Origin of the sequence: Streptomyces sp. NBC_00459 (assembly GCF_036013955.1) — a bacterium.
Lineage (GTDB): Bacteria > Actinomycetota > Actinomycetes > Streptomycetales > Streptomycetaceae > Streptomyces.
In genome coordinates, this window is sequence record NZ_CP107903.1 from 6,462,873 (window position 1) to 6,481,812 (window position 18,940).

The 18,940-nt window shown below is 70.6% G+C and carries 18 protein-coding genes and 2 pseudogenes; 12 read left to right on the forward strand and 8 right to left on the reverse strand.

The window, feature by feature from the left end:
• The first annotated feature begins 44 nt into the window (after nucleotides 1-44).
• On the forward strand, nucleotides 45-881 hold the full coding sequence (locus OHN74_RS28615; protein ID WP_327697460.1) for an oxidoreductase: 837 nt from the start codon (nucleotides 45-47) through the stop codon (nucleotides 879-881).
• Between the two features lie 29 nt (nucleotides 882-910).
• Here OHN74_RS28615 and OHN74_RS28620 read toward each other — a convergent pair whose 3' ends face one another.
• On the reverse strand, nucleotides 911-2,023 hold the full coding sequence (locus OHN74_RS28620) for a pyridoxal-phosphate dependent enzyme (RefSeq protein WP_327697461.1): 1,113 nt from the start codon (nucleotides 2,021-2,023) through the stop codon (nucleotides 911-913).
• 165 nt (nucleotides 2,024-2,188) lie between these two features.
• On the opposite strand from OHN74_RS28620, the gene OHN74_RS28625 reads away from it, so the two are divergent.
• The 4 genes and pseudogenes from OHN74_RS28625 to OHN74_RS28640 all read left to right on the forward strand — a co-directional run.
• Nucleotides 2,189-3,403 carry a DUF4190 domain-containing protein gene (locus OHN74_RS28625; protein WP_327697462.1) on the forward strand — a complete coding sequence of 405 codons (1,215 nt, stop codon included), beginning with the start codon at nucleotides 2,189-2,191 and terminating at the stop codon, nucleotides 3,401-3,403.
• Between the two features lie 212 nt (nucleotides 3,404-3,615).
• On the forward strand, nucleotides 3,616-4,368 hold the full coding sequence (locus OHN74_RS28630) for a GntR family transcriptional regulator (RefSeq protein WP_327697463.1): 753 nt from the start codon (nucleotides 3,616-3,618) through the stop codon (nucleotides 4,366-4,368).
• 354 nt (nucleotides 4,369-4,722) lie between these two features.
• On the forward strand, nucleotides 4,723-4,896 hold the full coding sequence (locus tag OHN74_RS28635) for an SPOR domain-containing protein (protein ID WP_327697464.1): 174 nt from the start codon (nucleotides 4,723-4,725) through the stop codon (nucleotides 4,894-4,896).
• 64 nt (nucleotides 4,897-4,960) lie between these two features.
• Nucleotides 4,961-5,114: pseudogene (locus OHN74_RS28640) on the forward strand (DNA mismatch repair protein MutT); the annotation flags it as partial.
• Between the two features lie 5 nt (nucleotides 5,115-5,119).
• On the opposite strand, the gene OHN74_RS28645 reads toward OHN74_RS28640, so the two are convergent.
• Nucleotides 5,120-6,508 (reverse strand): MATE family efflux transporter, encoded by a 1,389-nt coding sequence (locus OHN74_RS28645; protein WP_327697465.1) that lies wholly within the window; start codon nucleotides 6,506-6,508, stop codon nucleotides 5,120-5,122.
• 112 nt (nucleotides 6,509-6,620) lie between these two features.
• On the opposite strand from OHN74_RS28645, the gene OHN74_RS28650 reads away from it, so the two are divergent.
• Together OHN74_RS28650 and OHN74_RS28655 are read left to right on the forward strand one after the other, a co-directional pair.
• Nucleotides 6,621-7,145, forward strand: a complete 525-nt coding sequence (locus OHN74_RS28650) for a PadR family transcriptional regulator (protein ID WP_327697466.1) — start codon at nucleotides 6,621-6,623, stop codon at nucleotides 7,143-7,145.
• Between the two features lie 75 nt (nucleotides 7,146-7,220).
• Nucleotides 7,221-7,622: an NUDIX hydrolase gene (locus OHN74_RS28655; RefSeq protein WP_327697467.1), complete on the forward strand. Its 402-nt coding sequence runs from the start codon at nucleotides 7,221-7,223 to the stop codon at nucleotides 7,620-7,622.
• 71 nt (nucleotides 7,623-7,693) lie between these two features.
• Here the strand turns inward: OHN74_RS28655 and OHN74_RS28660 are convergent, their stop codons facing one another.
• The gene (locus OHN74_RS28660) at nucleotides 7,694-7,870 is read right to left on the reverse strand and encodes a hypothetical protein (protein ID WP_327697468.1); all 177 of its coding nucleotides are present in this window, start codon (nucleotides 7,868-7,870) and stop codon (nucleotides 7,694-7,696) included.
• Nucleotides 7,867-8,130 (reverse strand): hypothetical protein, encoded by a 264-nt coding sequence (locus tag OHN74_RS28665; RefSeq protein WP_327697469.1) that lies wholly within the window; start codon nucleotides 8,128-8,130, stop codon nucleotides 7,867-7,869. Before OHN74_RS28665 ends, OHN74_RS28660 begins: the two co-directional genes overlap by 4 nt.
• On the opposite strand from OHN74_RS28665, the pseudogene OHN74_RS28670 reads away from it, so the two are divergent.
• The 3 genes and pseudogenes from OHN74_RS28670 to OHN74_RS28680 all read left to right on the forward strand — a co-directional run.
• Nucleotides 8,112-8,489, forward strand: a pseudogene (locus tag OHN74_RS28670) (NUDIX domain-containing protein); the annotation flags it as partial. The gene OHN74_RS28665 and the pseudogene OHN74_RS28670 overlap by 19 nt on opposite strands.
• A 147-nt stretch (nucleotides 8,490-8,636) precedes the next feature.
• Nucleotides 8,637-9,068 carry an ATP-binding protein gene (locus OHN74_RS28675; protein WP_327697470.1) on the forward strand — a complete coding sequence of 144 codons (432 nt, stop codon included), beginning with the start codon at nucleotides 8,637-8,639 and terminating at the stop codon, nucleotides 9,066-9,068.
• 310 nt (nucleotides 9,069-9,378) lie between these two features.
• A complete protein-coding gene (locus OHN74_RS28680; RefSeq protein WP_327697471.1) occupies nucleotides 9,379-12,117 on the forward strand; it encodes a SpoIIE family protein phosphatase in 2,739 nt (912 codons plus the stop codon).
• Between the two features lie 142 nt (nucleotides 12,118-12,259).
• On the opposite strand, the gene OHN74_RS28685 is transcribed toward OHN74_RS28680, so the two are convergent.
• The gene (locus OHN74_RS28685) at nucleotides 12,260-13,834 is read right to left on the reverse strand and encodes a hypothetical protein (RefSeq protein ID WP_327697472.1); all 1,575 of its coding nucleotides are present in this window, start codon (nucleotides 13,832-13,834) and stop codon (nucleotides 12,260-12,262) included.
• 170 nt (nucleotides 13,835-14,004) lie between these two features.
• Here OHN74_RS28685 and OHN74_RS28690 point away from each other — a divergent pair, with 170 nt between their 5' ends.
• Together OHN74_RS28690 and OHN74_RS28695 are read left to right on the forward strand one after the other, a co-directional pair.
• On the forward strand, nucleotides 14,005-14,310 hold the full coding sequence (locus OHN74_RS28690; protein ID WP_327697473.1) for a hypothetical protein: 306 nt from the start codon (nucleotides 14,005-14,007) through the stop codon (nucleotides 14,308-14,310).
• Nucleotides 14,307-15,329 carry a phosphotransferase family protein gene (locus OHN74_RS28695; protein WP_327697474.1) on the forward strand — a complete coding sequence of 341 codons (1,023 nt, stop codon included), beginning with the start codon at nucleotides 14,307-14,309 and terminating at the stop codon, nucleotides 15,327-15,329. Before OHN74_RS28690 ends, OHN74_RS28695 begins: the two co-directional genes overlap by 4 nt.
• Before the next feature lie 11 nt (nucleotides 15,330-15,340).
• On the opposite strand, the gene OHN74_RS28700 is transcribed toward OHN74_RS28695, so the two are convergent.
• The 3 genes from OHN74_RS28700 to OHN74_RS28710 are packed head-to-tail and all read right to left on the reverse strand — an operon-like array spanning nucleotide 15,341 to nucleotide 18,923.
• Nucleotides 15,341-16,150, reverse strand: a complete 810-nt coding sequence (locus OHN74_RS28700; protein WP_443060465.1) for a succinate dehydrogenase/fumarate reductase iron-sulfur subunit — start codon at nucleotides 16,148-16,150, stop codon at nucleotides 15,341-15,343.
• Nucleotides 16,147-18,087: a fumarate reductase/succinate dehydrogenase flavoprotein subunit gene (locus OHN74_RS28705; protein WP_327697475.1), complete on the reverse strand. Its 1,941-nt coding sequence runs from the start codon at nucleotides 18,085-18,087 to the stop codon at nucleotides 16,147-16,149. Before OHN74_RS28705 ends, OHN74_RS28700 begins: the two co-directional genes overlap by 4 nt.
• Complete coding sequence (locus tag OHN74_RS28710) at nucleotides 18,087-18,923, reverse strand: hypothetical protein (RefSeq protein WP_327697476.1); 837 nt, start codon at nucleotides 18,921-18,923, stop codon at nucleotides 18,087-18,089. Before OHN74_RS28710 ends, OHN74_RS28705 begins: the two co-directional genes overlap by 1 nt.
• Between the last annotated feature and the right edge of the window lie 17 nt (nucleotides 18,924-18,940).

Below are 18,940 nucleotides of genomic sequence, written 5' to 3' on the forward strand. Positions count from 1 at the left end.
GTTGGCGCAGTGAGCGGACAGCGGTCTACGGGAGGGCTGACCTCATGAGCAGGGTCTGGTTCATCACAGGTGCGAGCAGTGGTTTCGGGCGGGCCGTCGCCGAGGCGGCGGTCGCCGCGGGAGACGTGGTCGTCGGTGCCGCACGAAGGACGGGCGCGCTGGACGGCTTTGTCGCCGCCCACCCCAAACAGGTCCAGGCGCTGCGCCTGGACGTCACCGACCTGGCCGCGATCAGGACCGCCGTGGAGGACGTCGTCGCGTGGCACGGGCGGATCGACGTGCTCGTCAACAACGCGGGACGTACACACGTCGGTGCCGTCGAGGAGACCACCGACGCCGAACTGCGAGACCTGTTCGACCTGCATGTGTTCGGGCCCGCCGCGCTCGTACGGGCCGTGCTGCCGCACATGCGGCAGCGGGGCACGGGCGCGATCGTGCAGATGAGCAGCGTCGGCGGGCAGCTCTCCGCGCCTGGCTTCGGGGCGTACAGCGCGACGAAGTTCGCCCTGGAGGGCATGTCCGAGGCGCTCGCGGCGGAGGTCCGGCAGTTCGGGATCAAGGTACTGATCGTCGAACCGGGTGCCTTCAGGACCGAGTTGTTCGACAGCGGCCGGGCGGGCGTCAGCCGCGATCTCGGCGTCTACGTCCGCACCGTCGGCCCGACCCGCCGGATGGTCAGCGAGGGCGACGGCACCCAGTCCGGCGACCCGGCGAAGGCGGCGGCCCTGATCCTCGCCGCCCTCGACGCGCAGGAGACACCGCTGCGACTGCCTGTCGGCGACGACGCGGTCACCGGCGTACTCGAACATCTCGAACAGGTACGGGGTGATGTCGTCGGCTGGGAGAAGCGCGCGAGGGCGACGGGCTTCGACGACGCCTGAAGCCGGTCGGGTCGGACGTCGGGCCGGCGTCAGTTCGGCGCCAGGCCCGTCTTGAGTCCCGCCCCGCACAACGGCACCACCGCCGTTCGCGCCCCTAGCGACGCCTCGCGCACCGCCGCCCAGCAGGCGACCCCGGTCGACTCCACGTACAGCCCCCGGGACGCCAGGTCCCTTTGCGCGTGCCGGATCTGATCCTCCGTCACCGTGAGGAACGTGCCGCCCGAGTCGCGCACTGCGCGCAGGATCTGGCGGGCCCGGGGCGGGTTGGGGATCGCGATGCCCTCGGCGAGGGTGGGTGTCGGCGGGGGCGGGGCGGCGCCGGTCAGGTCGGTGGCGCCCTCCGTCCAGGCGTGCGCGAGCGGGGCGACCGCCGCGGCCTGCACGGCGTACAGCGCCGGGCGTCGGTCGATGAGCCCCGCCGAGTGCAGCTCGGCGACGGCGAGGGCCGCGCCCAGCAGCAGGGTGCCGTTGCCGACCGGCACGACGACGACGTCCGGGAGCCGGCCTCCCATGTCCTCCCACAGCTCGTGGACGTACGTCTTCGTGCCGTGCAGGAAGTACGGGTTGTAGACGTGGGAGGCGTAGAACGTGCCGGGGGCGTCCGCCGCCTCGCGGGCCGCCGCCGCAGCGGCCTCCCGGCCCCCGTCGACCAGGTTCACGTGGGCCCCGTGCGCCTCGATCTGCTCCAGCTTCTTCGCCGAGGTGCCCTCGGGGACGTACACCGTGCAGGGCAGCCGGGCGCGGGCGCAGTACGCGGCGATCGCCGTACCCGCGTTGCCGCTGCTGTCGGCGACGACCCGGCCGGGGTTCAGCCGGAGGGCCAGTTCGGCCAGGAGCACCGCACCCCGGTCCTTGAAGGACAGGGTCGGCATCAGGAAGTCGAGCTTCGCCGAGATGCCCTCCCGCAGTTCCACGAGAGGGGTGCGGCCCTCGCCGAGAGTTGTGGTGGGGGTGGGGAGGGGGAGCGTCTCCGCGTAGCGCCAGAGGGAGTTGACCCTGCCGGTGAGGGACTTGAGGGTCGCCGGGGTGGGTGCGAAGTCGAGGTCCAGGGGGCCCCGGCAGAGGGGGCAGCACCAGGTGAGGGTGCCTCCGGGGACACGGGTGCCGTCCGTGGGGCAGTAACAGTCCGGCAGTGGGGTCATATACGCAGAGTAGTTGCGTACGGGGTTTCCCACCCACTTGCCCGTTTGCTGCCTCTGTCCAGCGCGGGCCCGGGTGTATCCATCCCGTCCGGCGGGGGCGAAACTCCCTTACCATGCGCCAAGTCGCACGCCAGTTCACATCACCCGACGAGGAGCCCGGCACTCGTGGCCATACCCCCGCCCCCCGGACCCGACCAGCCACAGCCGCCGGCGCCGTACCCCTCGTATCCGGGCCAAGCCCAGCACCCCTACGCCCAGTACCCCCAGGGCCCCTACGCCCCCTGGCCCCAGGGCTACTCCCCGTACAACCGCCCGACGCCCGTCAACGGCGTCGCCATCGCCTCCCTCGTGCTCGGCATCCTCTGCTTCCTGCCCGCCCTCGGCCTCGTCCTCGGGATCTTCGCTCTCGTGCAGATCCGGCAGAAGGGGGAGCGCGGGAAGGGCATGGCGGTGGCCGGATCCGTGCTGTCGACCGTAGGGCTCGCGCTGTGGGCCCTGGTGCTCGGCACCAACGGCCTCTCCGGCGCCTGGGACGGCTTCAAGGACGCCGCCAAGGAGAACAACAGCACCTTCTCCCTCGTCAAGGGCGACTGCTTCGACTCGCCGGACGGCTCCCTGGAGGGCCTCACCTACGACGTCGACAAGGTCCCCTGCTCCGGCACGCACGACGGCGAGGTGTTCGCCACCTTCAAGATGCCGGCCGGTGCCTACCCGGGCGACGACCGTGTCACCGAGGTCGCCGACGACAAGTGCTACGCCCTTGAGGACCAGTACGCGATGGACGCCTGGGCCCTGCCCGACGAGGCCGACGTCTACTACCTCACCCCGACCGGCCAGAGCTGGCGTCTCGGCGACCGCGAGGTGACCTGCGTCTTCGGCAACTACGAGCCGAACGGCACCCTCACCGGCTCGCTGCGCAACGACGAGACGACGCTCGACGCCGACCAGCTGGCGTACCTGAAGGCGGCCCACGTGCTCAACGCGGCGATGGACACGGCGCCCGACGAGGAGTACGTGGACGACGACCTGCCCGGGCACAAGGCGTGGGCGCGGCGGGTGACGGCCGCGCTCGACGAGCAGACCCGCCTGCTCACCGAACACCGGTTCGCCCCTACCGCCTCGTCCAGTGTCGCCGCCCTCGTGAAGGATCTGCGCAGCGCGCGCAAGGAGTGGGCGAAGGCGGCCGAGGCCACGGACGTCGACACCTTCTACGACCACTACGACACCGGCAGCGAGTTGCTCGACGCCGACCGTACGGTCACCCCGCGCAAGGCTCTGGGGCTCGCGACGACCCCGCCCTCGTACGACCCGGAGGACGGCGGCAGTGGGGACGGCGGCGAAGGGGACACCGGCGAAGGGGACACCGGCATCGAGGTGTGACGGCCGAGGTGTGACCGTCGTCGAGGTATGACGGCTGCCGGAACGGGGAGAACCTGCCTGCGTCGCGCCCGGCCGGATGGCTGCCGTCCGCCCGCGTAATGCGTTCCGGCGACGCAAGTCATCACATCGAGTGATTCTCTGGCCTTTGCTTGCATGTCACAACCCATGGTTGCCACGCTGTCGCTGTCTGTACAACCTGATGGGAGCGGCCCGTGACATTCGGTGAACAGCCGGCCTACCTGCGTGTAGCGGGTGATCTGCGGAACAAGATCGTCGACGGTTCACTGCCACCGCACACCCGCCTCCCCTCCCAGGCCAGGATCAGGGAGGAGTACGGCGTTTCGGACACGGTCGCGCTGGAGGCCCGCAAGGTGCTCATGGCCGAGGGCCTCGTCGAGGGCCGCTCCGGATCGGGCACCTATGTGCGCGAGCGGCCCGTGCCGCGCCGGATCGCCCGCTCCGGCTTCCGTCCGGACGGCGGTGCGACCCCGTTCCGCCAGGAGCAGTCCGACGCCGAGGCGCGCGGCACCTGGGAGTCCAGCAGCGCGCAGACCGCGGTGAGCGGCGCCATCGCCGAGCGGCTCTCCCTCCTGCCCGGCGACCGCGTGATGTGCACGAAGTACGTCTTCCGGGACGCCGGCGAGGTGATGATGCTGTCCACCTCGTGGGAGCCCCTGGCCGTCACGGGCCGTACGCCGGTGATGCTGCCCGAGGAGGGCCCGCTCGGCGGTATGGGTGTCGTCGAGCGCATGGCGGCCATCGACGTGATCGTGGACAACGTCACGGAGGAGGTCGGCGCCCGCCCCGGCCTCGCCGAGGAACTGCAGGCCCTGGGCGGTGTCCCCGGGCATGTGGTGATCGTCGTGCAGCGCACGTTCTACGCCTCGGGGCGCCCGGTCGAGACGGCCGACGTCGTGATCCCCGCCGACCGTTACCAGGTGGCGTACCACCTGCCGGTGAAGTAGCCCCGCAGCCCCCGGATCCGGTGAAGTAGCCCACATCCGGGGGCGGTTGGCCTCCCGGATGCTCCCCCTTCACCGCTGCCCCACCAACCGCCGCGATCCGCCGGGCCGTTGGATTCTGGCCGTTTTCGCAGGTCGCCCTGTGGGGCGCGGTGGGCCGCTGACCGGACACACCGTGCTCTTTCGGCGGCGCGTTCGGCGTCGTGCGCCCCTCACCCCTGGCCGGTTGGCGTACCTCTTTGTGAAAAGCCGTGTTCGCTGCGTAAAGGTTAGGCGTAGGCTCGGGCATATGCGGATTGCGGTTTCCTTAGCGGGCGGGGCGCGGCGCAAGCCGGGGGCGGGAAGTGGAGGGGCTCCATGAGCGACGGGACGATCACACTTCCCTGGCTCGTCATACGGCAGGACGACAACGGCAATCGCTACCGTGTGGGCCGGTACGCGACCCGTGCGGAGGCCCAGAAGATCGCCGACAGCCTCGACGACCGCGGCCACAAACAGCTCTACTGGGTCGAGCGGATCGGGCAGAACTGAACCAGGTGATCCGGCGGACCGGGTGACCGGGGCCGGGTGATCCGGCTCCCGTAGGCTCCGGCTCATGACGGAACGGACGGAACCGGCGGCCCGGTCGGAGCGTGCGGTCGAGGGGCAGGTCGTGGTCGTGGGCGCCGCCCTGCTGCGCGGCGGACGCCTTCTCGCGGCACGCCGCAGTGCGCCCCCCCGAGCTGGCAGGCCGCTGGGAGCTGCCCGGCGTTCATTAGGCAAGTCGGTTGTCGGGTGTGGAGTCGTCGGAAGTGGCGGCGGAGATTTTCGGTCGACTGCCGTCGCGGCCGGTGGTCGTCGGGAGTGCCGTGCGCCGGTACATCCCGGCAACGGCCGCACACTGTAGGGCCATGGACGCTGCCATGGCCAAGCAGATGCCGGGCAGTCCTGAACCCGACAGGCCGTAAGCAAGCGCCAGTTGAAGGATCACCCCGCATGCGGTGATCCGCGCGAGGGCGGGGCTGCCCCCGCTGCCTTCGAACACCCCGCCCAGCGCGATGAAAAAGGCGAGCAGTACCAGGTACGGCCCCAGGCACCGGAGGTAGAGCGTGCCAGCCTCGGCTACCGCGCCTTCGCTGCCGAACGCCCGCATGATCCACGGCCCGGCAGTGAGCAGCGCCAGCGTGGCCGCGAGCCCCAGCGCCCCGGCGAGGAGCAGCACCTGCCGCCCGATGGCCCGTCGCTCGTCGTGTCCGGTGCCGAGCAGGTGGGCGGTGCGGATGGCGGCGGCTTGACGTACCGAGTAGAAGGCCATGGTCGCGACGTACATGGCTTTGGTCGCGATGCCGTAGGCGGCGACTTCGGTGACACCGATCCGGGCGACGATGGCTACGAGGGCGAGCGCACCCGTCATCCGCACGACGAAATCGGCTGACATGGGCAACCCTGTTGCGGCAGTCCTACGGGCATCGGAACCGAGTGACCTGGTCCGGTCCAAGGGCGCCCTGGCTGCCTGCTGTAGGAGGGCGTTGCGGCGCAGCGCGATGAATCCGCAGGCAAGCGCAACCGTCCGGCCCAGCACAGTGGCGATCGCGGCCCCCCGTACCCCGAGCCCGAACCCGAGGATGAGCAGGGGATCCAGCGCGAGGATCAGTCCGTTGGCGAGCATGGCGAGTCTCATCGGGGTACGGGTGTCGCCCGTGCCTTTGAGGATGCCGTCGATGACGTTGGTCGCGAAGAACACAGCAATTCCCGGCAATGCGATCGAGAAGTAGCCGGTGGCGAGGGGGAGCGAGCTGCCTTCGCTGCCCCCGAGCACGAGTCGGGCGAGTGGCTCGCGGCACAGAAACCCGCCTATGGCGACGACGGGCGTGACGATTGCCCACAGCGCCCAGCCGCCGCGCACGGCGGATCGCATCGCTGCCGGATCCTCCGCACCTCTGGCCCGCGCGACCAGCACGGTCATGCCTGACCCGGCGACGAGGATGATGCCGAGCAGCAGGTTCTCCAGGTTGGTGGCGACGGCCACCGCGGCGACAGCCTCTCCGCCGAGCCTCGCCACCCAGAGCATGTTGATGATTCCGGCGGTGACGCCCGCGAGCAGTTCGAAGTAGACCGGATACGCCAACGACATCAGCTTGCGCCGGTGCTCTGCTGCCCTCACGACCGCGCCCCCTCTTTTCGTTGTACCTCGAATAGAGGTACAACGAAAAGAGATAGCATGACCGCATGGGACGGGCAAGTGTCCGGACAGGCGCAGGAAGGGGTTCGGCCGCGTGCTGGAGCTGTCGATTCTGGGTTCCCTCTGCGAGGAGCCCTTGCACGGATACGAGTTGAAGGCTCGCATCCAGGGCCTCAGCGGCCACATTCGCCCCGTCAGTGACGGTGCGCTCTACCCGGCCATCACCCGGCTGGTGAAGGCGGGTCTGGTCGAGCAGCGCACCGAGCCGGGAAGCGGTGCGGCACCCCGGCGGATCCTTTCCCTCACCGAGGCGGGCCGCGTTGACCTGCAGGCCCGGCTCCGGGACCCCAAGGACGCCGAAATCACCGATGGGCAGCGTTTTTTCACGCTGCTGGCGTTCCTGCGGTACCTCCCCGACCGGGCAGAGCAGGCCGCTGTCCTCCGCCGCCGGCAGGCCTTTCTCGACACTCCGGCGAGCTTCTTCTACCGCGACGGCGAGCCGGTGCGGGCCGAGGAGGCGCCGGATCTCTTCCGCCAGGGCATGCTGCGCATCGCCCGCGCGACGGGTGCCGAGGAGAAGCAGTGGCTGGCCGAGGCGATCGCGGCCCTGGAGGGCTGAGACCGGCCCGGCGGACGCGTGCCGGTCTCGTTAAGGTCCTGCCTGACGCGGGTTTCGGATAGCGAAGGCGGAGTGATGACGGTCCTGATCGACACGGTGGCGTGGGTGCGTGTGGAGAGCGGCAGGATCCTCTGCGCCAGGCCCCGGGGGAAGGAAGTCTTCTACATCCCCGGTGGCAAGCGGGAGGGCGCGGAGAGCGACCTGGAGACCCTGCTCCGTGAGATCAAGGAGGAGCTGACCGTGCTCCTCGATCCGGACAGTGCGCTGCACGTGGGCACGTACGAGGCCGAGGTGCCCGATCTGCCGGGAGGCGCTGTGGTGCGTATGAGCTGCTACACCGCGGACTATCAGGGGAGCTTGGCGGTGAGCAGTGAGATCGAGGAGATGGCCTGGTTCTCGTACGCGGACCGCCCGTTTGTGCCACCGGTCGACCAGCTGCTCTTCGACGACCTCAAGGCCGGCGGCGAATTGAGGTGAGACGGTGTTGAGCCAGGACCTCCTGCTGGACAGCTCGTTGTCCGGATCCGAGGCGCTCGCGGTGCTCGTGTTCACTTGCGGGGAGGCTGGCGGTGGTGCGTCGGCAGGCTGGTGACTCGGGCGGGCCCGCTGCCCTCACGGGCGGCATGCAGCTCCAGGTCGAGTTCGGCGACGAGGCGGCGGAGGGCTGCGGTGGCCTCGCGCTCCTTGGCCGGCGCGGACGTGGCATCCGTCAGCTTCTGCCTCAACTGCGTGTTCTCGTCGGCCAGGGACTGGGCGAGGGCCGGTGTGTGTGTTGCTGTGTCCGTGCCCTCGCCTGGAACTCCTCGATCAGGTCTTTGTGGTCGCCGTAGGCGATGTCCCGGCGCAGGCCGGATTCACGCAGCAGCTCGGTGACGGTGAGTCGGCCGGACTCCGAGTGCAGGGGGGTGCCTTCCAGGAGCCGGTCGGCGGCGGCTCGCAAAGAGGCACGTTCGCCGCCAGGGTTGCGGGGACGGCGGGTGGTCATGCTGGAACTCCTTCGGTGCGGTCCTGCTCGTGGCGGTGGACGAGAGAGGTGATGGGTTCGGCCTGAGCCGCGGCCCGGTCGAACCGGGTGAGGCGCCGGAGGACGCCCTCGTGCGCGAACTCTGCGAGGAACTGGGTGTCGACGCGGAACCCGTCGAGCGCATCCCGGGGGAGTGGCCCCTGAGGGCGCCGTACGTCCTGCGGGTGTGGACCGCGCGGCTCCCGGCCGGCTCGGCCGAGCCGAAGCCCCTCCAGGACCACGACGAACTGCGCTGGCTGACCCCGGCCGAGATCTGGGACGTGGACTGGCTGGATCAGGACGTGCCGGCGGTACGGGAAGCGGTCGCCCGGCTGGGGTGAGACTCGCGGGGCCGGCCGTCGGCTCGTGGGACCTGTGGGGCACCCGGTGCGCGCGCCCCCTACGCCGTTCGTGCCACAGTGCGCCCCTAGGGGCGGTAATCGGCATCGAATACCGGGTATGTGCCCATTAACCCCACGAAATCGGACATGGGTGGGTCGCTTGCCTGGGAAGTGATCGGCGTGATCGACACCGAAGGCGACTGTGCAGAGTGGAGCTTTCCCGCAGAGCCCGGCGCCGTCCGCGGAGCCCGGGCGGTCGTCCGCGGTCAACTGCGCGACTGGGGACTCGACGCCGTCGGTGACATCGCCGCGCTGCTGGTCAGCGAGCTGGTGACCAACTCGCTGAGGCATGCCACGGGGCCCATCGGTGTACGGCTGGTGCGGCCCGCCGGGGGCGTGGCCACGCTCCTGGTCGAGGTCTCCGACCCGCTGCCCGACCCGCCCCGCGAGCGCGCCGCCAGCCCAGAGGAGGAAGGTGGCAGAGGACTCCAGCTGGTCGCCCACTCGTCGAGCCGCTGGGGCACCCGCCCCGCCGACGCGGGCAAGACGGTGTGGTTCGAATTGCCGGTTCCGGGATGAGGCCCGACCGGGCGGGGAACCCGGCGTCCTGACCGCCGTGAACCGCGCGCCGGGGTGAACAGCGGCCGTACGCCCGCCCCCGCACTGTCGACGGTGTGGTTCAGGCCACTGGCAGTTGTCGCCAATAGGGATTCGACCGGTGGTCCCCTGGTTAGAAGACTGGGAGTGTTGTCGCGGGCCGGTCCGAAAAGCATCGGGATCGTCCCGTGATCGTGAACACCGTGTTGTGGGGCGCCGTAGTGCTGGATACTGCGGGCAGCCGCCTCCGGTGACCGGTGCCGGACGCGGTGAGCTGGAGGGGACGGTTCGCGTGAGCGAGATACCAGCGAAGGCCACGGAGTCCAAGGACCCGTCGGGCGGCGCGAGTGCGGGGGTCGCGGGTGATGCCGCGACCGGTGCGCGACGCCGTGCGGCGGGCGACATGGGCCCCGTCGGCGGTGACGCGATACGCGATGCGACACGTGAAACCACGCGTGACACCATGGGCGATCCGGTGCACGACTCGACACGTGACACCGCGCAGGACCACGCGCGTGATGTGACAGGTGACCCCATGTGGCAGAGCAGCCCCCCCGGCTCGATCTACGACTACATAAAGGTGGCGTCCTTCTCCATCGGCCCCGACGGCCTCGTCGACCAGTGGAGCCTGCGCGCCGAGAAGATCTTCGGCATCCCCGCCGCCCGGGCCGTGGGCATGGATCCCATCGAGGCCTTCATCGACCCCGATCTGCGCGAGCGCGGCCAGCGGAAGATGGCGGAGATCCTCGACGGCCGGGAGTGGACCGGCGTGGTCCCGTTCCGCGTCCGTGAGCCCGAGCCGGGCGAGGGGGGCCGGCGGGAGGGGCTCGCCGAGGTCTATGTGATGCCGACGCGGACGGAGGAGGGCGAGAGGGCCGCCGTATGCATCGTCGTCGATGTCCGCACGCTGAGGCAGATCGAGACGGACCTCGCAGCCTCGCAGGCGATTTTCGGCCAATCTCCGTTCGGCTTCCTGCTGATCGACACCGATCTGAAGGTCCGGCGCGCCAACCAGCGCTTCGCCTCGATCTACGGCGGCGATGTCGACGACCACCGGGGCCGCGGGGTGTACGACTACCTGCGCTCTCCCGAGGCCGAGCGGGTCTCGGCGACGCTCCGGCGGGTCCTGGAGACCGGTGACTCGATAACGGACATGCACATCACCGGCGTCGTGCCCGGCTCCGACGAGCGCCGGCACTGGTCGGTCAACCTGTACCGCGTGCACAGCGGCACCGGCCGCCCCATCGGTGTCGCCTGGCTCGCCCTCGACATCACCGCCCGCCGCGCCGCCGCCCGCGAGGCCGCCGCCGCACGGCGCAATCTCGCCCTTCTGAACGAGGCCGGCTCCCGCATCGGGAACTCCCTGGACCTGGAAACGACAGCGCGCGAACTCCTCGACGTCGTCGTCCCCGGCTTCTGCGACCTCGCGACCGTCGATCTCTACCAGGGACTGCTGGCCGGCGACGAGACCCCGCCCGGGCTCGCCGACGGCAGCGCCGAACTCCGCCGTGTCGCCTTCGCCAGCGCCGTCTCCGACGCACCGTTCGCCGGCGGCCAGGAACCCGTGGGCGTCGGCGCGGTGCACCACTTCCCGTTCAACTCACCCTGCGCGGACGCACTGCGCACCGCCCGCCCGCAGTTCGTCCCCGCCGAGGACAACGGCGCCATCCAGTCCACGCTGGCCGTCCCGATGGTCGCCCACGACACCGTCGTCGGCCTCGCGCAGTTCTCCCGCACGAAGGGCAGCGAGCCGTTCGGGGAGCGGGACCGGTCGCTGGCCTGGGAGCTGGCCGCGCGGGCCGCCGTCTGCATCGACAACGCCCGGCTCTACCGGCGTGAGCACGAGCGGGCGCTGATCCTCCAGCGCTCCCTGTTGCCCCCGGGCGACCCGGAGGCCTCCGGCCTCGACATCGCCTGCCGCTACCTTCCCGGCAACGCGGCCACCGAGGTCGGCGGTGACTGGTTCGACGTCATCGAACTTCCCGGCAACCGCACCGCGTTGGTGGTCGGCGATGTGATGGGACGGGGGCTGCGCGCCGCCGTCGCCATGGGTGAACTCCGCACCGCCGTCCGCACCCTGGCGCTTCTCGACCTCGAACCGGCGGAGGTCCTCTCGGCGTTGGACGAGATCGCGCGCGGCCTCGGCACCCCCGGTGGCGTCCAGCAGGCCACCCGCGCCGCCCGCCAGCCCCGCGACGCCGACCTCGCCGAGGTGTATCTCGCGACCTGTATCTACGCGGTCTACGACTCGGTGACCCGCAGGTGCACCTTCGCCAACGCCGGCCATCTGCCGCCCGTGCTCGTCGAACCGGGCGAGGACGCGTTGATGCTGGACGTGCCGCCGGGCATGCCGCTCGGCGTCGGCGGCGAGCCCTTCGAGGAGGTGGAGGTCGAACTACCCGAAGGTTCGCTGTTGGCGCTCTACACGGATGGACTGGTCGAATCCCGCGACCACCCCCTCGACGAGGGCCTGCAGGCGTTCGTCGGCGCCCTCCGCGACCCCTCCCCGCAGCTGGAGGACGTCTGCGACCACGTCCTCAGCACCCTCGACACCCACCACGGCGAGGACGACATCGCCCTGCTGATGGCACGTGTCCAAGGGCTGCCCGCCGATTCCGTCGGCGACTGGACCCTGCCCCGCGAGCCGCGCAGCGTGGGCCGCGCCCGTGAGTACACCCGCACCCAGCTCACCGCCTGGGGCCTCGAACCCCTCATCGACACCACGGAGTTGCTGGTCAGCGAGCTGGTCACCAACGCCCTGCGCTACGGCGAGGGCGAGATCCGGCTCCGGCTCCTTCTCGACCGCATGCTGGTGTGCGAGGTGTGGGACGCCGGCCTGGTCCAGCCGCGCCGCCGCCGCGCCCGTGACACCGACGAGGGCGGACGCGGACTCCAGCTGGTCGGCCTGCTCAGCGCGGCCTGGGGCTCCCGCAGGACCCCCCGGGGGAAGACGGTGTGGTTCGAGCTTCCCTTGCCGGACGCGGGAACGGTTCTCGCGGACCCGGCGGAGGCACTGCTGAGTCTGTTCTGACGAGGCCCTGCCGGGTTCGGCTGTATGGAACCTGCGGGTTCGTCGTGGCTTGTCGCGCCCACGCGGCGGAGCCGCAAATGTCACAGCCCCGCGCCCCTTGGAGGGGCCTGCGGCCCCGTCACCTCGGCCCGCTCAGGCCCTCTTACGGGATTCCCGGCGAGTTCTTACGTGGCGGGGTCAGACCCCGCCGCGCACGCGTGGCGGGGCCGCCGAACGAACCCGGCGCGCCGCCGGTCAGCGCCTCGCCCTCCGCGTCCGGCAGATCGCCGAGCAGGATCCCGCCGAGGACCGCCCCGGCGACCCCGTTCGTGTGCTCGGGCCGCCCACCGTACGGATTCCCGTGCGCGCGCACGTCCCGCTCGGCCAGTTCAAGGGCCCGCCGTGCGAAGGCGTCGGCCTCGACCGGGTCCTGGTCCAGCAGCCGGCGCGCCTCGGCCAGCCGGGTCCGGGCCTCGGCACCCACCGCACCCCGGTGCGTGCCCACGAAGCCGTCCGCCGCGTCGGTGGCACAGCGTGCGACGAGCCGCACGGCACCGGGCACCGTCCCGAGGGGCGCGGACACCGCAGCGACCCGGCGCAGGGCGTCCAGGGGGTCGTAGGGCCCGGCGGCGGCTTCTCCCCGTACGGCGGCCAGTGTGGCCCGGGCACGGCTGACATGCCCCTCCAGCGCGCCGACGGGCACCCCCGCTCCCGTACCCTCGGCCAACTGCTCACGGGCCTCCACGACCGCGGCCTCCACCTCGTCCAGCGCGTCCGGAACGGCCTGCGCGGCGGCGGCCAGTGCGGACGCGAGACGGTCGACGCCGTCCACGAACACCTCGGCCTGGTCGATCGCACCCTCGGCGGCGCGCAGATGCAGCACAGCCCTGTCCGGTTCGCCCTGGTCGGCGGACTGACGGGCCCGGTTGAGCCCGGTCGTGGCGAACACCAGCCGGTCCTTCGCCTGTTCGAGCCGGCCCGTGACGGAGAAGGAGGCGGTGGGCGCGTACCGCTCATGGAGGTCGGCGAGGGTGGCCTCGGCGGCTCCCGTACGGCCGGTCATTTCCCGGAAGCGCACCTCGGCGTGTCTGAGCGCGCCGGTCATGTCCTGTTCCAGCGCGCGCAGGCGGTCGAAGCCGGCGGCCTCCGCGTCCAGTCGCCGTCCCGCGTCCACACACCGGGCGACGATCTCGTCCAGGGCGCTCCGGGAGGCGTCCGTCGGGTTGTCGTCGTACGCCTGGCGCAGTTGGAAGGCGGCCGTCAGCTCGGCCTCGGCGTAACGCACGGCCTCCGTGAACGGCGCGACCGCCTCGGCGCCGAGCAGCCCCTCCACGAAGCCGAGTTCCTCACGGCTCGTGCGTACACAGTCGTCGGCCGCGACCAGCGACTTGCGGGCCTGCCGGTCGAGTTCGGGGGCCGTGGGCCGCGCGGCAGGAGGCAGCGGAGGGGGCGCGGGAGTCGTACGGGTTTGGGTACGGCGTCTGCGGCGGGCGTAGCCGTACGAGGCCACCGCGACCGCCGTGCCCGCCACCACGAGGGGCAGGACCAGGTCGCCGGTGGAGGACTCCTCCTCCGGGGCTGCGACGGCGGAGGCGCCGGAGCCGTCGGACACGGCCGGTGCGCTGCCGACCGCCGACACGGGTACCTCGTACCCCCCGTACCTCTCGTGGTCCGACGTCATCCCGGGCAGCACGAGCCACATCACCCCGATCACCCCGCCGAGCGCGGTGTGCGCCACGCGCGCGGGTATGTGGGAGGCGGCTCGCCGAGACCGGCCCCGGGTAAGGGAGGGCGTCACGTTTGTGAGCGTATGGGGGTGATCGCGCTCGCGCGACCGGGGCGGGGCAGGGGTGGCGGGAGAGGAAGAGTGGGTAAGGTCCCCGCAGAAATGTTCGAAGGGGGCGGGGGATGGACGAGTACTTGTCGGTGACGGCCGCAGTGCTACTGGGCGGCATGGTCGTGTGCGGTGCGGTGGCGGTCGCAACCGGCTGGCTGCTGCCGTGGCTGCGGCGCCGGACCCTGCGGCCCGCACTGCGGGGCTACGGAACGGTTCTCTTCGGCGGGGGCCTGCTCCTGAGCATGTCGTACGGGGCGTTCGGCGTGTTCGACGATTCCCCGGCCCTTGTCGATGCCGCTTTCCTCGCCAACATGGTGATGATCGTGGCGGGCGGCTACCTCCAGATGCTTTCCACGCGCGAGCGCGTGGACGCGTGACCGGCACGACCCGCAGGGAGTTCACCCGGGCCGACCTCGCTCCGCTGGCCCGCGCCGCCCTCGGCCGGAACCGTTCGCCGACCGGGGTCACCCGGGTGCGCGGCGGCAGCAAGAAGGGCGTCTACCGGCTCGCCCTCGATGACGGCACGACAGTGATCGCGTACGTCTGGTCGCCGGACGAGGACCTCTGGGACGCCGGACCCGTCGACCACCGCGACCCCCTCGGCCACGCCACGGGCCTCGACCTGTTCACGGCGTCCCACGACCGCCTCGCGGCCGTCGGAGTCCGCACCCCGTGCCTCCTGTACGCCGACCACTCGCACACCCACCTGCCGGCGGACACGGCGATCGTCGAGGACGTACGGGGACACCCGGGCGGCGACAGTCTGGAGGTGCTCCTCGACCGCGACCCGGAGACCGGGGCCGAGGTCCTGGACCGCCTCGGAGACCTGCTCGGCGTGCTGCACGGCGCCACCGGACCCCGCCTCGGCAAGGTCCACGTCGTCGACAAGGGCGGGGTGTCCCACGGGAGTTCGTGCGAGCGGATCATCACCGACCGCGCACTGCACGACCTCGACGACCTCGTCGTACGACAGCCGCGAGCCGCCGCCCTGCACGGCGAACTCACGTCGCTGGTACGGCATTTGGCGGCCGAGGTCCGCCCGAGGACCGGCCCCCTGTCCCTCATCCACGGCGAACTCGGCCCGGACCACGTGCTGGTGACCCCGGACGGCGAACCGGCGCTCATCGACATCGAGGGCCTGTTGTACTTCGACGCCGAGTGGGAGCACGTGTTTCTGAGGCAGCGGTTCGGGACGCTGTACAGGAGTCTGGCCGCCCCCGACCTCGACCCGAACCGCCTGCGCCTCTACCGGCTCGCCATGCACCTCTCCCTGGCCACCGGCCCGCTGCGCCTGCTCGACGTCGGCGCGTTCCCGGACCCCGCCTTCATGCGCGGGATCGCCGAACACAGCCTCGAACAGGTCATCGGCCTCCTCATGAGTCCGCGCACCTCATGAACTCCCGGAACTCATGAACTCTCCGACCGCCTCCTGATCTTCGAGCCCAGCCACACCAGCGGGTCGTACTTGCGGTCGACCGCCCGTTCCTTCAAGGGGATCAGCGCGTTGTCCGTGATGTGGATGCCCTCGGGACACACCTCGCTGCAGCACTTGGTGATGTTGCAGTAGCCGAGGCCGTGTTCGTCCTGGGCGGTCTTCTTGCGGTCCAGGCCGGACTCCGCCGCCGCGTCCAGGGGGTGCATGTCGAGTTCCGCGACGCGCATCAGGAAACGCGGGCCGGCGAACGCGGGCTTGTTCTCCTCGTGGTCGCGGACCACATGGCAGGTGTCCTGGCACAGGAAGCACTCGATGCACTTGCGGAACTCCTGCGACCGGTCCACGTCCTCCTGCATCATCCGGTACTCACCGGGGCCCACGCCGTCCGGCGGCACGAAGGACGGCACCTCGCGGGCCTTGGTGTAGTTGAACCCGACGTCGGTGACGAGGTCCCGGACGACGGGGAAGGCCCGCAGGGGAGTCACCGTGATCGTCTCCTCGCGGGTGAACACCGACATCCGGGTCATGCACAGCAGCCGGGGACGCCCGTTGATCTCCGCCGAGCACGAACCGCACTTGCCCGCCTTGCAGTTCCAGCGCACGGCTAGGTCGGGGGCCTGGGTCGCCTGGAGCCGGTGGATGATGTCGAGGACCACCTCGCCGTCGTTCACCTCGACCGCGAAGTCCTTCAGCCCGCCGCCCTTCACATCACCGCGCCACACCTTGAAGCGGGCCTCGTAACTGCTGCTCACTCCGCTGCCGCTTACTGCGCTGCTGCTCACTCGTACAGCTCCTCGTCGGTGAGGTACTTGACCAGCTCCTCTTTCTCGAAGAGGGCGAGCAGGTCGGGGCGGACGGGGTCGGTGGTCTCGCGGGTGAGGGCGATCAGTCCGTTCACCTGGTCGGATCCCGCCAACCCACTTGCGGGATCGGAGAGTCGGCACAGCAGGTTCACGTTGCGCCACCCGCGGTCCATCACCGGATGGTCCTCACGGGTGTGGCCGCCGCGCGACTCGGTGCGCTCCAGGGCCGCCAGGGCCACGCACTCGCTGACCAGCAGCATGTTCCGCAGGTCGAGGGCGAGATGCCAGCCCGGGTTGAACTGGCGGTGCCCCTCGACACCGGCGCGGTGGGCCCGTACCCGCAGCTCGGCCAGTTTCTCCAGCGCCTGTTCCATCTCGCCCTCGCGGCGGATGATGCCGACCAGGTCGTTCATGGTCTGCTGGAGCTCCTGGTGGAGGGTGTACGGGTTCTCCGCCGGGCGGCTGTTCTCCCCGTCCGGGGTCGGTTCCTCCGCCGAGAAGGGGCGCAGGGCCTCCGCCGCCGCGGTGTCGATCTGGTCCTCGTCCATGGGTGGGCGGTCGGCGGCCGAGTTCGCGTACTCGGCCGCGTGCAGGCCCGCCCGGCGGCCGAACACCAGCAGGTCGGAGAGGGAGTTGCCGCCGAGCCGGTTGGAGCCGTGCATCCCGCCCGCGACCTCACCGGCCGCGAAGAGGCCCGGTACGCCGCGTGCGGCAGCGGTGTCCGACTCGACCGCGATACCGCCCATCACGTAGTGGCAGGTGGGCCCGACCTCCATCGCCTCGGCGGTGATGTCGACGTCCGCCAGCTCCTTGAACTGGTGGTACATGGAGGGCAGTCGGCGCCGGATCACCTCGGCGGGCATCCGCGTCGAGACGTCGAGGAAGACACCGCCGTGCGGTGAGCCGCGGCCCGCCTTGACCTCGGAGTTGATGGCGCGGGCCACCTCGTCCCGGGGGAGCAGTTCAGGGGGCCGGCGGTTGTGGTCGGGGTCCTCGTACCAGCGGTCGCCCTCGGCCTCCGACTGGGCGTACTTCTCCTTGAAGACGTCCGGGATGTAGTCGAACATGAACCGCTTGCCCTCGGAGTTGCGCAGCACGCCACCGTCGCCGCGCACCGACTCCGTGACGAGGATGCCCTTGACGGACGGCGGCCAGACCATGCCCGTCGGATGGAACTGCACGAACTCCATGTTGAGCAGCGGTGCCCCGGCGAGCAGCGCCAGCGCATGGCCGTCGCCGGTGTACTCCCACGAGTTCGACGTCACCTTGAAGGACTTGCCGATACCGCCGGTCGCGATCACGACGGAAGGGGCTTCGAGGACGAAGAAACGGCCGGTCTCGCGCTCGTAGGCGAAGACACCGGAGACCCGGTTACCGTTCTTCAACACCCGCGTGACCGTGCACTCCTGGAAGACCTTCAGCCGGGACTCGTAGTCCCCGGTCTCCTTCTTGTCCTGCTGCTGGAGGGAGACGATCTTCTGCTGCAGGGTGCGGATGAGTTCGAGTCCGGTGCGGTCACCGACGTGGGCGAGCCGCGGGTACTCGTGGCCGCCGAAGTTGCGCTGGGAGATCCGGCCGTCGCGCGTACGGTCGAAGAGGGCGCCCCAGGTCTCCAACTCCCAGACCCGGTCCGGCGCTTCCTGCGCGTGAAGCTCGGCCATCCGCCACTGGTTGAGGAACTTGCCGCCGCGCATGGTGTCCCGGAAGTGGACCTGCCAGTTGTCACCCGAGTTGACGTTGCCCATGGCGGCGGCGATCCCGCCCTCGGCCATCACCGTGTGCGCCTTGCCGAACAGGGACTTGCAGATCACCGCCGTACGGGCGCCACGCTCGCGTGCCTCGATGGCGGCGCGCAGTCCGGCGCCACCGGCGCCCACCACTACGACGTCCCACTCCTGGCGGTCGACCACGGACATCAGAACAACCTCGGATCGTCAAAGGCACCGGACGCGACCAGGTACACGTAGAAGTCGGCTAGCCCCACGCTCACCAACGACGCCCAGGCGAGCTGCATATGACGGGCGTTCAGTTTCCCGACCCACTGCCAGGCGCGGTACCGCACGGGATGCTTGGAGAAGTGCTTGAGCTTGCCGCCGACGATGTGCCGGCAGGAGTGGCAGGAGAGCGTGTACGCCCAGATCAGCGTGATGTTGAGCAGGAAGACGAGCGTGCCGAGGCCCATGTGGCCCCAGTTGTAGTGCTCGTCACGGAAGGACAGCACCGTGTCGTAGGTGAGGATGCAGGCGACCAGCAGAGCCGCGTAGAAGAAGTAGCGGTGGATGTTCTGCAGGACGAGCGGGAAACGCGTCTCACCCGTGTACTTCTTGTGCGGCTCGGCCACCGCGCAGGCGGGCGGGGAGGCCCAGAAGCCGCGGTAGTAGGCCTTGCGGTAGTAGTAGCAGGTGAGGCGGAAGCCCAGCGGGAAGATCAGGATGATGATCGCGGGGGAGATGCCCCACCAGCCGCCGAACAGATCGGCGTTGGGGCCGTGCCGCATGGGCGCGCAGTTGTCCGCCAGACAGGGCGAGTAGAACGGTGAGACGTACGGGGCCGCGTAGTAGTCGGTGTTCGCGAACGCCCGCCAGGTCGAGTACACGATGAACGCCAGCAGACCGGCGGCCGTGGCGGCGGGCGCCAGCCACCAGCGGTCGGTCCGCAGGTGCGGGGCGTCGATGGCGGCGCGTGTAGGGGTCCGTACGCCGCCGCGTCGCGGATGGGGGTCCGTATCCGGTAGTTCGGTACCAGTGGCCAAGGAGAGCTCCGGTCGGA

Coding starts and splice junctions, on each gene's coding strand:
- OHN74_RS28620 (WP_327697461.1), bottom strand. CDS start 2,023: ATGACCCCACTGCCGGACTGTTACTGCCCCACGGACGGCACCCGTGTC.
- OHN74_RS28635 (WP_327697464.1), top strand. CDS start 4,723: ATGAGCGACGGGACGATCACACTTCCCTGGCTCGTCATACGGCAGGAC.
- OHN74_RS28690 (WP_327697473.1), top strand. CDS start 14,005: ATGGACGAGTACTTGTCGGTGACGGCCGCAGTGCTACTGGGCGGCATG.
- OHN74_RS28665 (WP_327697469.1), bottom strand. CDS start 8,130: ATGACCACCCGCCGTCCCCGCAACCCTGGCGGCGAACGTGCCTCTTTG.
- OHN74_RS28615 (WP_327697460.1), top strand. CDS start 45: ATGAGCAGGGTCTGGTTCATCACAGGTGCGAGCAGTGGTTTCGGGCGG.
- OHN74_RS28705 (WP_327697475.1), bottom strand. CDS start 18,087: ATGTCCGTGGTCGACCGCCAGGAGTGGGACGTCGTAGTGGTGGGCGCC.
- OHN74_RS28675 (WP_327697470.1), top strand. CDS start 8,637: ATGGGTGGGTCGCTTGCCTGGGAAGTGATCGGCGTGATCGACACCGAA.
- OHN74_RS28655 (WP_327697467.1), top strand. CDS start 7,221: ATGACGGTCCTGATCGACACGGTGGCGTGGGTGCGTGTGGAGAGCGGC.